Raw genomic sequence first — 12,781 nt, forward strand, 5'->3', positions numbered from 1 at the left:
GGGGCCGTCCCCTACGCTCCACCGGGTGACGCCCCCCGACGAGCAGCAGACCGACCACGGCGCCCGGGTGGTCGTCGGCTCCGTGCCCGCCGACCACGCCTACGTGCACCACGTCGCGCCGCTCGACCGCGCGGGCCCGTTGCGCCTGCCGGACCCGCCGGGCCTCGACGCCGACGGCGTGCCGACCGGCCACTGGTGGCCGCCGCGGCTGCTCGAGGCGGCGTACGTCGCCGAGGTCGCGGACACCACCGGTCTCGACCTCCTCCACGTGCACTTCGGGTTCGAGGGTCGCACCCCGGAGCAGCTCGCCGAGGTCGTCGCCACGCTGCACGCCCGGGGTCGCGCCCTCGTGCTCACCGTCCACGACCTGCGCAACCCCCACCTGCCCGACGCAGGTGCCCACGAGGCCCAGCTCGACGTCCTCGTGCCCGCCGCCGACGCGCTCGTCACCCTCACCGACGGCGCGGCCGACGCGGTCGAGCGCCGCTGGGGCCGCCGGCCGACCGTCGTGCCGCACCCCCACGTCGTACCGCTCGACGCGATGGAGCAGTGGCAGGCCCGCCGCGCCCCGCGGTCGCCCGGTGCACCGATGCGGGTGGGCGTCGACCTCAAGAGCCTGCGGGCCAACGTCGCCGCCCGCGACGTGCTGCCCGCCCTCGTGGACGCCGTCGCGGCCCTGCCCGGGTCGACCCTCCAGGTCGCGGTGCACGCCGCGGCCCTGCGGCCGGACGCGCCGCGCCACGACCCCGACGTCGTCCGCCTGCTCGACGAGGCGGGGCGACGCGACCACGTGGAGGTGCTCGTCCACGACTACCTCCCCGACGACGACCTGTGGGCGCACCTCGCGGCGCTCGACGTCTCGGTGCTCCCCTACCGCTTCGGCACGCACTCGGGCTGGCTCGAGGCCTGCCGCGACCTCGGCACCGACGTGGTGGCGCCGCGCGGCGGCTTCTACCGCGACCAGGGCCCGGTCGACCTCTTCGACCTCGACGACGACGGCATCGACGCCGGCTCGCTCACCGCGGCCCTGCGCGCGGCCCACGAGCGCGGCAGCCGACCGCCCGTCAGCGTCGCGGAGCGGCGCGCGCAGCGCGCGGTCGTCGCCGACGCCCACGACGCGGTCTACGCGCAGGCGCTGGCCGCGGCGGCTCACCACCACTGACCCAGGTACGCGCGGAGCTCGCCGTCGGCGGGCACCGCGTCGAGCCCCGGCACGTCGAGGACGGCGGTGGGTGCCAGGTCGGGGCGGCCCCACCGGGCGGCGCGCCGGTGCAGGCGCAGGTCGTGGACCGCGACGAGGCCGTCGCCCAGCACGAACGTGCCGGTCCCCGACGGGCCGGCGAGCGGCGCCAGCAGCTCCCGGTACGCCGCCGCGTCGCCCCGCAGCCCGCCGCGCAGCTCGAGGTGGAGGCGGGCGCGGTCGAGCAGCGCCGCCCCGGCGTCGCGACCCACCACGCGCGGGTCGTCCCCGAGCAGCCGGTGCTGGTCGGGCGTGACGGTGACGCGCACGGTGGGGAGGGCGGCCAGCAGGCCGTCCACGGTGGCGAGCAGCGCCGTACCCCCGAGGTCCGCGGGCACGCTCGCGACGACGTCGACGGGTCCGCGCAGCAGGCCGCGCCACGCGACCCCCGGTACGGCGACCCGGTCGGCCACCGCGACGGCCTCGGCCAGCCCGTCGTCGACGGCACGGGGGGCCACGCCGGCGTCGGGCCCGTCGTGCCACGCCACGGCCTCCGGCACGTGCGCGACCAGCCCGCCCGCGAGCCACGAGCGGTGGGCCAGCTCCCAGTCCTCGCCCCCGTAGCCGCCGAACGTCTCGTCGAAGCCGCCCACCTGCTCGAACCACCAGCGGGAGCAGGCGAGCACCGCGGAGATGACGAACCGGAAGCTCGTCGCGTCGGCGGCCCGCAGGTCGTCGCTGCGGCGGTAGGCGTCGCGCAGCCAGGCGGGCTCGGCCAGCTCGCGTCCGTCGGCGGCCGCGGGCAGCGGCGCGTCGACCGGCAGCCCGGCCAGGTCGGCGTGGCGGCGGCGGCCCACGGTGAGCACCTCGGGCAGCGCCGACGGCAGCCGGGTGAGCCGGGCCAGGAAGTCGGGCTCGGGGCTGGTGTCGGCGTCGAGGAAGACGAGCACGTCGCCTGTCGCGCGGGCGGCGCCGAGGTTGCGGGCGGCGGCGGCACGGAACCCGCGGTCCTCCTGCCGCACCAGCTCGACGCCGGGCGGCACGACGGGCGCGGTCGCCGAGCCGTCGTCGGCGACGACCACCTGGTGCGCGGCGAGGGTCTGGCGCGCCAGCGCCGCCAGGGTGCGGGCGAGCTCGACCGGCTGCTCGAAGTGGGTGACGACGACCGTCACGGGGCGGTGCTCGGCGGCGGGGACCGTGTCCCACGCGTTGCCGGGCACGGTGGTCCCCCACGGCGGCGGCGCGGGCACCGGTGGCGGCTGGGTCACGCCGCCTCCGCCGACAGCCGGGCCCACCACGACCGGTAGGCCGCACCCACCTCGTCAGGCCCCGGGCGCAGGTCCGCGCCGTCGGGCAGCCAGGTCGAGGCCGGGTCGTCGAGGGCGACGGCGAGCACCGCGACGAGGTCGTCGTCGGTGTAGCTGACGACGGTCCCGGGACGCAGCTGCGCCGTCTCCCGGGCGTAGACCCCGTCGCGGACCAGCGGACGGCGGCCCGCCGCCAGCCACGACGCGAGGCTGGCGGACGCCGAGACGTTGCGGTGCCCGACCACGGCCACGGCCACCCCGCGCAGGGCGGTGGCCAGGTCGGCGTCGGGCACCGAGCCGGTCACCCGCAGCGGCACCCCGAGCGTCGCGGCACGTCGTACCAGCGCGTCGAGGTCGTCCGCGTGGCCCGGGGCCGGGGCGCCCAGGAACGCGGCCGCGGCCTCCCGGCCCGCGGCACGCAGGGCCGCGACCGCCTCGAGCACCTCGGCGTGGCCCTTGCCGGGGTAGACGAAGCCGAACACGGCCACCTCGCCCCCGCGCGCGGCCTCCGCGACCTGCCCGGTGGCGGGCCCGGGGGCGGCGACCGCCTCGCCGGGCAGCGGCACGACGGGCAGCGGCACGACGGCGCCCGCCGTGGGCGGGGCGCACCAGCGCTCGACCGAGGCCCGCTCGTGGCGGGAGTTCGTGGCCCAGCCGTCGACCGCCGCCACGACGCGGCGGTAGCACTCGGCCCGCCGCTCGAAGGCGCGCCCGTCGGTCGGCTGGGGTACGTCGTGCAGCGTCACCGTCAGCCGCACCCGCGCGGCGAGCGCCTCGACCTCCCGGGCCGCGCCGTCCAGGTCGGGGGCGACCACCCGGTCGGTGAAGTGCAGGTGCACCCGCTCGCCCGCGTCCAGCTGCGCGGCGTCGGTCACCACCCGCGCGCCGACCCAGCGGGCGACGTCGCGGGCGTAGCGGGTCACCCCGTGGCCGGGCGGGCCCAGCACGAGGTGGGTGGGCGCACGGGGGGTCGGCACGATCACCGGGCCGCCTCCGCGAGCGCCCAGCCGTCGCCGTCGCGGCGCACGACGCCGAGCGCGGCCATCTCCTCGAGCCAGCCGCTCATCGGCCACCACCCCCAGCGCTCGTGGAAGACGCGCCCGTTGCGCACGATCGCCGCCGCGTGCTCGACCGGCGGCCGGGAGACGGGGTGGTGCTGGTGGTAGGCGCGGGCGCTGCCGTCCCACCACAGCTCGAGCCCCGCGCGGGCGGCGCGCTGGCCGAAGTCGGTGTCCTCGGCGCCGTAGCCGGCGTAGGCCTCGTCGAAGCCGCCCGTGGCCCGCCAGGCGTCGGCGTGGAGCGCGAACGACAGCGACCAGAACAGCTCCCAGCGCGGCTCGGGCACGCGCTCGCCGGGGGCGGGCGCCGGCCGGGCCGGGTGGGGGTCGTCCAGGTCGGCGAGGGCGTCGAGGCGGTACGGGCGGGCCTCGGCCGGGAGGTAGGTCACGGGGCCCGACCACAACGCGTCGGGCCGGGCGGCGACCGCCCGCTCGTACGCGCCCACCGTGCCCGGCGCGACGAGGCAGTCGACGTCGAGGAAGACCAGCACCTCGGCGCCCGCGGCGATCGCGGCCTCGGCGGCGCGGTTGCGGCCGGCCGCCACGGGAAGGGCGGCGGGGTCGGCGTCGACGTGGAGCACGTGCGGGCCCTCGATCGCGGGGTCGCCGAGGGCGGCGACGACGCGCACGTCCGCGGGGCGGGTGCTCGTCGCGAGCGAGGCCTCCTGGGCGGCGAGGTGCTCGTGGCGCCCGTGCGCCACCGTCAGCACCGCGGTGCGGCTCACGCGACCAGCCCGTCGCCGGGGTGCCGCGCGCCGGCGGCCACGTCGAGGACGACGTCGGCGAACCGCACGGGCGCTCCCCCGTCGCACCAGCCCGCCCAGCGCGCGCCGTCGAGGCTCGCGACCTCGGTGAGCAGCGTGGGCCAGTCGTCGTGCTCGAGGTCGTCGAGCACGCGCACGGGCCAGTCCCCGCGCGCCAGCGCCCGGGCCGTCGTGCGCTGCTCGTCGTGGGGCCGGTCGGCCGGTACGACGACCGCGGGCACCCGGGCCGCCGCCACCTCGGCCAACGCGTTCTGCCCCGCCTGCACGACGACGACGGCGGCGCTGCGCAGCCGGTCGAACGGGCGCTCCTCCCACGACCCGGTGCCGAGCACCTGCACGGGACGCCCCGCGCGCGCCGCGAGGGCGTCGAGCTGCGCGGGCGTCCAGGCCGTGCCGCCGGAGCCGCCGAACACGACGACCTCGTCCGTGCGCTCCGCGGCCGGCAGCGCCGCGGCCACCGGGAAGCGGGAGAGGCCGCCGACGGCGACCACGCGGCGTACCTCGGTCGCGGGCAGGCCGGTCACGAGGTCCCCGGCCGCCGGCGGCCAGCACGCGACGAGCGCGGTGGCGAGCCCCAGCCCGAGGCGGTGCGGGCCGTCGCCCCGGTCACCCGGCTGCACGAGCGACACGACGGGCACGCCGTGGAGGCGGCAGAGCAGGGCGACCTCCTGGGAGACGTCGCAGACGACCACGTCGGGCCGGTGCTCGGCGATCCACGCGGAGACGAGGTGGGTGCGCTCCCGCAGGCCGTCGTGGCGCAGGGGCGCCCAGTGCAGCCGGCCGTTCGCGGTCGGGTCCGTCAGGGCCGCGGGGTCGCCGCCGTCGTCGCGGGGCAGCCGCACCCACGGGCCGGCGTGCGCGGCGTCGGGCGCCAGGCTGCTGAGCACGGTGACCTCGGCCCCGCGGCGGCCGAGCTCGGCGCCGACCGCGAGGGCCCGGTGCAGGTGCCCGTGGCCGTGGTGGTGGACGTACCAGCCGACGCGCGGCCGGGCAGCGGTCACGCCGCCCTCGACGCGGAGGCCACCACGTCGCGGTAGACGCTCTCGTAGGAGTCGACCATGGCCCGCAGCGAGAACGCCTGCTCCACGCGCTCGCGCACCGCGTGCCGGTCGAGGCCCGCGGCCTCGCGCATGGCCGCGGCGAGGCCGGCGACGTCGTCCGGCACGGCGAGGCGGCCCGAGGAGGCGTCGACGATCTCCGGCAGGGCGCCCCGCGCGAACGCCGCCACGGGGGTGCCGGAGGCCATGGCCTCGACGGCGACCAGGCCGAACGGCTCGTCCCAGGCGGGGGTCACGACGGCGACCGCGGCACGGCCGAGCACCTCGTTCAGCTGCTGCTGGCCCAGGTGTCCCAGGTGGCGCACCTGGTCGTCGAGCTGCGGCAGCACGTGCTCGGCGACGTAGGAGTGGTCACCGAGCGGGCCGACGAGGTCGAGGCCCATGCCCGCCCGGCGGGCCGCGGCGATCGCGAGGTGGGGTGCCTTCTCCGGCACGAGCCGGCCCGCCCAGACCGCGCGGTCGCCGCCGGGGCCGGGCGTCCAGCGGGCGGGGTCGATGCCGTTGGGCACGACGGTCGAGCTGACGCAGGGCGACCAGCTCGCCGCCATCGCGGCGCTCACCGAGATGAAGCGGCAGTCGTCCGAGGCGAGGCGCACGGCGGACTCGAGCCACGGCAGCGGCGGGGTGTGCAGCGTCGTGACGACGGGGGCGTCCACGATGCGCGAGAGGGCGACGGGCAGGTGGTGGAGGCTGTTGTTGTGGATGACGTCCACGCCCCGGTCGCGCAGGTCGAGCATGAGGCTGAGGTAGGCGTGGTGCTCCTGCATCCACCACTCCGGCGGCGCCGCGACGTCGGCACGCGCGGTCGGCGTGGACGCGAAGGGCTGCACGTCGAGGTGCTGGGCACCGAGCGACTCGTCGGAGCCCGGGGCAGCGAACACCGTCACCTCGTGCCCGCGACGGCGCAGCTCGGTCACGAGGTGGTGGCTGTGGGCCTCCAGGCCCCCCGCGAACGGCTCGGCGAGCGGGAAACGGCTGGACGCGACGACGCAGACCCTCACCGGCGTTCAAGGCACGTGGACGACATGGGGCCGACAGTAGTCAACGGTGCGAAGGGGGGCCTCACGGGCGCGGGTGGGGGCCTCGTGCACGGCCCTCACGCACGCGGCCACCGACCGGGGCTTACCCGGCGGGTGGCCGCGTGGTCGTGCTCGCCGGCCCGTCAGCCGCCTCTCGGCGAAAGGCCGCTCGTAGCGGCAAGGGGTGAGGCCCGGGGGCATGAACTCGGACCGACGCGACCTGCACAACGAGGCGCCCCCGGCGGGTGTTCCGGCGGCCGCGCGTGGTGCCGGTCACGCGGGCCCCGTCAGGCGGGTGCGTGGGCGTAGAGCTCGACGAGGAAGGCCCCGGGGGCGGGGACCACCGGTTCCCCGGCAGGCCCGGGCAGCTCGGTGCCCACACGCTCCCACCCGTGCGGTGCCGCGACGTCGCGCGCCTCCTGCAGGTCCCCCACCCGGGAGACGAGCACGAGGGAGTAACGGTCACCCGGACGGCCCCACGCCTCGGCGTCCGCGGCGAGCCGGTGGATCCGCAGCCGGCCCGTGTCGTCGTGGTGGACGACCACGACGCCCGGGCGCCGCCGTACCCCCGCGGGCTCGACGACCTCGACCGTGGCGTCCCAGCACAGGGCCCGGCCGGGCCGGGGTACGGCGGGACCGTCGACCGGGGGCTCCACCCGGTCCGCGCCCATCACCCTCATCGCCCGCCCACCCGGGGTGGGTGGGGGCCGTCGGGCACCACCTTGACGGTGGCCGGGCTGAGCGGGGTCGACACAGCCGCGAGGGTAGCGAGCCCGCTTGGCCCGCACGGACAGACTCGGCGGGTCCGTGCCCACCGAGGGCCCACCGAGGGAAGGCGTCACCGATGGACTGGCAGCGGCACGTGATCTGGTGGCACGTCTATCCCCTCGGCTTCAGCGGCGCGCCGATCCGGGAGCCGGACCCGTCGCCCGGCCCGCGCCTGCGGACCCTGCTGCCGTGGCTCGACCACGTCATCGAGCTCGGCGCCTCGGGGCTGCTGCTGGGCCCGGTGTTCGCGTCCGAGACCCACGGCTACGACACGGTCGACCACTTCCGCGTCGACCCGCGCCTCGGTGACGACGCCGACCTCGACCTGCTGCTCGCGGAGTGCCGGCGCCGCGGCATCCGCGTGCTGCTCGACGGGGTCTTCAGCCACGTCGGGCGGGAGCACCCGCTGGTCGCGCAGGCCCTGGCCGACCCGGACGGCGACGCGGCCCGCGTCGTCGACCTCGACCGCGGCGCACCCGGCGGTCCCCGCCCGCGGGTGTTCGAGGGCCACGACGCCCTGGTGCGCCTCGACCACTCCGACCCGGCGACGGCGGACCTCGTCGTGGACGTGATGGGCCACTGGCTGCGCCGGGGCGTCGACGGGTGGCGGCTCGACGCGGCGTACTCGGTCGACCCCGCCTTCTGGGCCGCGGTGCTGCCCCGGGTGCGTGCCGAGCACCCCGAGGCGTGGTTCCTGGGCGAGGTCATCCACGGCGACTACCCGGCCTTCGTCGCCGCGTCGGGCGTCGACTCGGTGACGCAGTACGAGCTGTGGAAGGCGATCTGGTCGAGCATCCTCGACCGCAACCTCCACGAGCTGGACCACGCGCTGGGGCGGCACGCGGAGTTCCTGCGCTCCTTCGTGCCGCAGACCTTCGTGGGTAACCACGACGTCACCCGCATCGCGACCACCTTGGGCGCCGAGGGCGCGGTCGTGGCGCTCGCGGTGCTGATGACCGTCGGTGGCATCCCGTCGGTGTACGCCGGGGACGAGCACGGCTTCACGGGCACGAAGGAAGAGCGCCTGGGCGGCGACGACGCCGTGCGGCCGGCGTTCCCCGCCTCGCCGGCCGACCTGAGCCCGCTCGGCGAGCCCGTGTTCCGGGCGCACCAGGCGCTGGTCGCGCTGCGCCGGCGGCACCCCTGGCTCGTGGACGCGACCACCCGGTCGCTGCGGCTCGACAACACGCGGTACGCCTACCGGGCCACGTCGCGCACCTCCGCCGACGACCACCTCGACGTCGAGATCGACCTCGAGGGCGCGCCGGCCGCCCTCGTGCGCGCCCCGGACGGCTCCGTGCTCTGGCGCTCGGCGCGCTAGGGACCGACCGGGGCGCCACCGCGGCCCGTCCGCCCGGGGGTGTGAGGATGCGCGGGTGGAGGACAAGCTGCGCCGGGTCGACGCCCCGCACGTGGCCGCCCTCAACGCGCTCGCCCGCGGGTGGCGCTCGGACGGCCGCTTCGTCCCCTGGTTCGACCCCGCCGGTGCCGGCACGGCTGCCAGGGTCCTGGTGCTGATGGAGTCCCCCGGGCCGCGCACCGTGGCCGCGGGCGACCTGGGCTTCAGCTCGGAGGACAACACCGACCCGACGAGCGCCGTGCTGCGGGCCGCCCGCGTCGAGGCCGGCCTGGAGCGCTCGCACTACCTGCGCTGGAACGTCGTGCCGTGGCCCCTGCACGACGCCGACGGGCGCCGCCGTGCCCCGACCACCGCCGACCTCGACGCCGCCCGCCCGGCGCTGCGCGCCGTCCTCGCTGCCTGCCCGGACCTCGCCGTCGTCGTCACGGTCGGTACGCCGGCCCTCACCGGCGTCATGCGCCACCTCACCCTCGGCACCGAGGAAAACGCCGGCCCGGGCCCCCTGCCCCGCCTCCTGCCGGTGCTCGCCGTACCGCACCCCTCGCCCCGCAACGGCTACCACCGCGCGGAGGCCCGAACCCGTCTGACCAACGCGCTGCGCCAGGCGCGACTCCACCTCGAGGCGGGCCCGGCGTGCGGGGCGTGACGCGCCGCGGCGTGCTGCTCGGCGCCGGAGCCGGGGCCCTGGCGGCGGCCGCCGGAGGGGTCGGCGTCGTGGAGGGCGTGCTGCCCGGTCGCGCGACGCTCTACCGCCACCCGGGCCTCGACGGCGCCGACGGCACCGTGCTGGAGGCCGCCGGGGCCCGGTGGACAGCGGGGTGCTCGTCTCCCGGGCGCGGCGGGGCCGGGAGTGCGGGTGGTCGATGGGCGGCTTCGGGGCGCTGCACCTCGCGGGGCTCCTGGGCCCGGAGCGGGTGCGGGCCGTCGCGGTCATGAGCCCCGCGCTGTGGCACGACCACCGCGACACCGCCCCCGGGGCGTTCGACGACGAGGCCGACCTCGAGGCCGTCACCGTGATGGGCCGCCAGTCCCGGCTCGCCGACATCCCGACGCGCGTGGACTGCGGGCTGGGCGACCCCTTCTGCGCGGCGACCGAGGACTACGTCGACGGCTTCGCGCAGCGCCCGGCCGGTGCGTTCGAGCGGGGCGACCACGACGTCGGCTACTGGCGCCGCACGGCGCCCGCCCAGCTGGCGTTCCTCGGCGCCCACCTCTGACCCGGCGGGGCGTCAGCCCCGCGCGCCGGTACGGCGGGGCACCGGCAGCGCCCGCGCGAGCGTCCCCGGCCCGCCGACGAGCGCGGCCACCCCCAGCGCGGAGCGCGGCTCGAACGGCTGGCGCCACAGGCCGCCGTGCACCGCGGTGCTGCTGAAGAGCGCCTCGGGGTGGGCGGAGCCGTCCGGCCCGTCGTGGACGTCGGCGACCAGCTTCGCCGCCATCAGCGCCGCGGCCGTCTCGGGCTGGAAGATCTCGACGCCGAAGCGGTGCGCGCCGGCGTACACGGACGCGAGCACGCGGTTCTTCGTCACCGAGCGGGTCCACGAGGCGGGCGCGACCGTGCTCGAGGTGGGCCGCCCGTCGGCGACGTTGACGACGCCGCGCCAGCGCTGCATCCGCTTCGCCAGGGCGTAGTTCGGGCCCTGCACGTCGACGAGGGTGTCGACGAGGCCCCAGCGCCCGCCCTGCTCGTCGGCGTACGTCGTGGCGTAGCCCGGGCGGAACAGCCGGTCGCCGCTCGCCCGGTGGGCGGTGCGGTGCACGAGGCCGTTCCACGCCCGGTCACCGGCCCGCTCGCGGGCGGCGGCGACGACCTCCTCGGGCACGAGGAAGCTGTCGGTGGGGGTGTTGAGGTAGGCGAGCACGCCCTCCGTCGTGGTCGCGACGTCCTGGGCGAGCACGTCGGCGGCCAGCGTCAGCTCGACGTGGGCCGTGCCGTCGGCGTACAGGTGGGTCCCGAGCACCGGCGCCGGGCCGCCGGCGTGGCGCTCGGCCAGCCAGCGGCGCAGGGCGGCGAGGTCCTGGGCGACGTGGACGCCGGGAACGACCGCGGCCCCCGCGTCGTCCGGCTCCCGGACCGGCGCGGTGACCCGCCCGGCGCCCGCCCGCGCCAGGCCCGCGATGCGTTCCCACACGCGGGGCGTGGGCACGTCGACGGCGACCACGTCGGCGCCCCACCGCACCAGCGACGGCAGCGGACCCATCGCGGCGCCGGCCCCGAGCAGCACGACCTGGTGGTCGGGCAGCCGCAGCCACTCCGGGTGGGCCTCGACCCGCGCGATCGCCGCTGCGAACCCGGGCTCGACGACGCCGTCGGCGACCCACGTGTCGAGCTGGCGCAGCAGGACGGCGCCGCTCAGCACCGCGCCGCGGTAGGGCACCTCGACGCGCCCGAGTCGCTCGCCCGTCCCCTCGACGGTCGTCGTGCCGAGCGCCGGGGCCGCGGCGACGTCGGCCGTCCGCCGCCACGCGTCGAGTGGGGCCTCGACGCCCGCGTCGTCGACGAGGACGGCCCGCGCGTGCGCCGCGGCCAGCCCGTCGCGGGCGATGCGCACCGCAGTGTCGGCGCTCGCCGCGAGCGCCGTGGAGCGGGCGAGGTGCCCGGCGTACTCCCGTCGCCAGTCGCCGCCCGCGGCCACCTCGTCGGCGAGGGCGGGGTCGGTGCCGCGCAGCGAGTCGGCGACGACGGCCGCGCCGTACCGCGTCGAGCTGCGCCGCCCGTCCTGCTCGCCCAGGCGCACCCCCCGGATGGGAGTCGGGTCGTCACCGTCGGTCGAGCGTCGTCCAGCCATCTCGCCATTGTTCGGCATCCTCGGGGTGGACCCTCACCCGCGCGGGGTGGGACGACAGGCACCGGGTTGTGCGCCGGGGGTGAACCCGGGTGGGGAACGGTGCCGGGGGCACCGGGCGCCCTCAGCGCTCGACGGTCTCGACGAGCTCGGCGAACGCCACGAGCCGCCGGTCGGTGTGGAACAGTTCGGCGCAGGTCGTCAGCGTGAGCAGCCGGGCGCCCGGCGCCGCGACCGGCCGGGGTCCGTCCCCCGACGGGTCGACGGGGCGCGGGTCGACGACCCAGGTGTCGGTGAACGACACCTCGAGGTCGTCGCCGCCGGTCGTCAGCCGGTAGGTGTGGGTGGCGGCGCGGGTCTCGACGACGACGAGGTCGCCCACCTGCAGCTCGGCCATGCGGCGCAGCGGCTCGCCGTGCGTCACCCGGTGCCCGGCGAGGGCGACGTTCCCGACCTCCCCGGGCGCCGCCGAGCCGGCGAAGTGCCCGAGACCCGAGGCCAGCGCGGTGTCGCTGGTGCCCTCCAGCACGGGTACGGCGTACTCCTCGCCGAAGCGCGGCACGCGCACGACCGCCGTGACCTCCCCGGCGTCGACGCGTGCGGAGTCACGGCCGTCGTCCCAGGCGCGCTCGAGAGCGGTGACCGCCTCGTCGTGGCGGCGCTCCGCGACGACGTTCGTCCCCCACAGCTGCCAGGCCAGGTGGGCGAGGACGCCGAGCCCGAGCGCGACCAGCAGGAGGCCCACCCGGGTGGACCAGCGACGACCGGGCGCGCGGCCGGGCACGCGGCCGGGCACGGGTGACGAGGGGCTCACGCCGGCGATCCTCCGTCCTCGGGGTGTCCGTCACACGGCCCCGCTCCGCTGCCCGCTCCCCCGCGGGGTACCGGCACGGACCCGAGCGAGACGGAGGAACCATGAGCCAGGACGGCGTGGCGAGCGAGATCGGCACCGACCCCGGCGTCGACGTGTCCGGTGACACGACCGACGACGAGAACTACCACGGCTACAGCGTCGACGACGAGACGCAGCCGCAGAGCACGGGGGACAGCCTGGTCGACGACGACCGCGGGCTCGTCGACCCGCTGGACGAGGGCTACTCGCCGCCCGAGAAGTGGTCGGCCGGCCAGCGCTACGGCAACACCCCGCTCGAGGAGAGCCTGGGCGAGTCGCTCGACCAGCGCCTCGAGCAGGAGGAGCCCGAGCCGGACCCGTACGAGGAGGCCGAGCGGGCCGACGCGGCGGGCGACCTGGCCACGCTGGTGAGCGAGGAGCCGACGGCGGAGGACCAGGCCGCGCAGGGCACGGAGACCCGCGAGGTCGGCGACCCCCGGTCCGGGCGCCTCGTGGCCCCCGACGAGGGCGTGCGCACCGACACCGAGAAGGACCTCGTCGCGAGCGACGTCGGCATCGACGGCGCCGCCGCCGGGGCCGAGGAGGCCGCGGTCCACGTCGTCGACGAGGACGACCTCCCGGCGTGAGC

13 protein-coding genes are annotated in these 12,781 nt (G+C 77.9%); 5 read left to right on the forward strand and 8 right to left on the reverse strand.

Features of this window, described 5'->3' with window-relative positions; all coding sequences use genetic code 11:
* Positions 1–25 precede the first annotated feature (25 nt).
* Complete coding sequence (locus tag KK617_RS00635; RefSeq protein ID WP_277497452.1) at positions 26–1,162, forward strand: glycosyltransferase family 1 protein; 1,137 nt, start codon at positions 26–28, stop codon at positions 1,160–1,162.
* On the opposite strand, the gene KK617_RS00640 is transcribed toward KK617_RS00635, so the two are convergent.
* The 6 genes from KK617_RS00640 to KK617_RS00665 all read right to left on the reverse strand — a co-directional run bounded on the left by KK617_RS00640 (position 1,150) and on the right by KK617_RS00665 (position 7,057).
* A complete protein-coding gene (locus KK617_RS00640; RefSeq protein WP_277497453.1) occupies positions 1,150–2,448 on the reverse strand; it encodes a glycosyltransferase in 1,299 nt (432 codons plus the stop codon). The genes KK617_RS00635 and KK617_RS00640 overlap by 13 nt on opposite strands.
* A complete protein-coding gene (locus tag KK617_RS00645; protein WP_277497454.1) occupies positions 2,445–3,470 on the reverse strand; it encodes a hypothetical protein in 1,026 nt (341 codons plus the stop codon). The genes KK617_RS00640 and KK617_RS00645 overlap by 4 nt, the downstream gene beginning before the upstream one ends.
* Entirely contained in the window at positions 3,467–4,270 is an 804-nt protein-coding gene (locus KK617_RS00650) for a galactosyltransferase-related protein (protein WP_277497455.1), read from the reverse strand. The genes KK617_RS00645 and KK617_RS00650 overlap by 4 nt, the downstream gene beginning before the upstream one ends.
* On the reverse strand, positions 4,267–5,310 hold the full coding sequence (locus KK617_RS00655) for a glycosyltransferase (protein WP_277497456.1): 1,044 nt from the start codon (positions 5,308–5,310) through the stop codon (positions 4,267–4,269). The genes KK617_RS00650 and KK617_RS00655 overlap by 4 nt, the downstream gene beginning before the upstream one ends.
* Entirely contained in the window at positions 5,307–6,368 is a 1,062-nt protein-coding gene (locus KK617_RS00660) for a glycosyltransferase family 4 protein (protein WP_277497457.1), read from the reverse strand. Before KK617_RS00660 ends, KK617_RS00655 begins: the two co-directional genes overlap by 4 nt.
* A 305-nt stretch (positions 6,369–6,673) precedes the next feature.
* Complete coding sequence (locus tag KK617_RS00665) at positions 6,674–7,057, reverse strand: hypothetical protein (protein ID WP_277497458.1); 384 nt, start codon at positions 7,055–7,057, stop codon at positions 6,674–6,676.
* Between the two features lie 173 nt (positions 7,058–7,230).
* On the opposite strand from KK617_RS00665, the gene KK617_RS00670 reads away from it, so the two are divergent.
* From KK617_RS00670 to KK617_RS00680, 3 genes are all read left to right on the forward strand, one after another.
* Positions 7,231–8,475, forward strand: coding sequence for an alpha-amylase family protein (locus KK617_RS00670; protein WP_277497459.1), 1,245 nt, complete (start codon positions 7,231–7,233; stop codon positions 8,473–8,475).
* A gap of 55 nt (positions 8,476–8,530) precedes the next feature.
* Complete coding sequence (locus tag KK617_RS00675) at positions 8,531–9,160, forward strand: uracil-DNA glycosylase (protein ID WP_277497460.1); 630 nt, start codon at positions 8,531–8,533, stop codon at positions 9,158–9,160.
* 172 nt (positions 9,161–9,332) lie between these two features.
* On the forward strand, positions 9,333–9,731 hold the full coding sequence (locus tag KK617_RS00680; protein ID WP_277497461.1) for an alpha/beta hydrolase-fold protein: 399 nt from the start codon (positions 9,333–9,335) through the stop codon (positions 9,729–9,731).
* A gap of 12 nt (positions 9,732–9,743) precedes the next feature.
* Here the strand turns inward: KK617_RS00680 and KK617_RS00685 are convergent, their stop codons facing one another.
* Together KK617_RS00685 and KK617_RS00690 are read right to left on the reverse strand one after the other, a co-directional pair.
* Positions 9,744–11,303, reverse strand: a complete 1,560-nt coding sequence (locus tag KK617_RS00685) for a hypothetical protein (protein ID WP_277497462.1) — start codon at positions 11,301–11,303, stop codon at positions 9,744–9,746.
* A 121-nt stretch (positions 11,304–11,424) separates the two neighbouring features.
* The gene (locus KK617_RS00690) at positions 11,425–12,114 is read right to left on the reverse strand and encodes a class E sortase (RefSeq protein WP_277497463.1); all 690 of its coding nucleotides are present in this window, start codon (positions 12,112–12,114) and stop codon (positions 11,425–11,427) included.
* Between the two features lie 101 nt (positions 12,115–12,215).
* Between KK617_RS00690 and KK617_RS00695 the strand changes: the two genes are divergently transcribed.
* Positions 12,216–12,779: a DUF5709 domain-containing protein gene (locus tag KK617_RS00695; RefSeq protein ID WP_277497464.1), complete on the forward strand. Its 564-nt coding sequence runs from the start codon at positions 12,216–12,218 to the stop codon at positions 12,777–12,779.
* Positions 12,780–12,781: the final 2 nt, after the last annotated feature.

The sequence above is a fragment of the Nocardioides sp. ChNu-99 genome, from assembly GCF_029493445.1.
Lineage (GTDB): Bacteria > Actinomycetota > Actinomycetes > Propionibacteriales > Nocardioidaceae > Nocardioides.

Coding starts and splice junctions, on each gene's coding strand:
- KK617_RS00665 (WP_277497458.1), bottom strand. CDS start 7,057: ATGGGCGCGGACCGGGTGGAGCCCCCGGTCGACGGTCCCGCCGTACCC.
- KK617_RS00670 (WP_277497459.1), top strand. CDS start 7,231: ATGGACTGGCAGCGGCACGTGATCTGGTGGCACGTCTATCCCCTCGGC.
- KK617_RS00685 (WP_277497462.1), bottom strand. CDS start 11,303: ATGGCTGGACGACGCTCGACCGACGGTGACGACCCGACTCCCATCCGG.
- KK617_RS00695 (WP_277497464.1), top strand. CDS start 12,216: ATGAGCCAGGACGGCGTGGCGAGCGAGATCGGCACCGACCCCGGCGTC.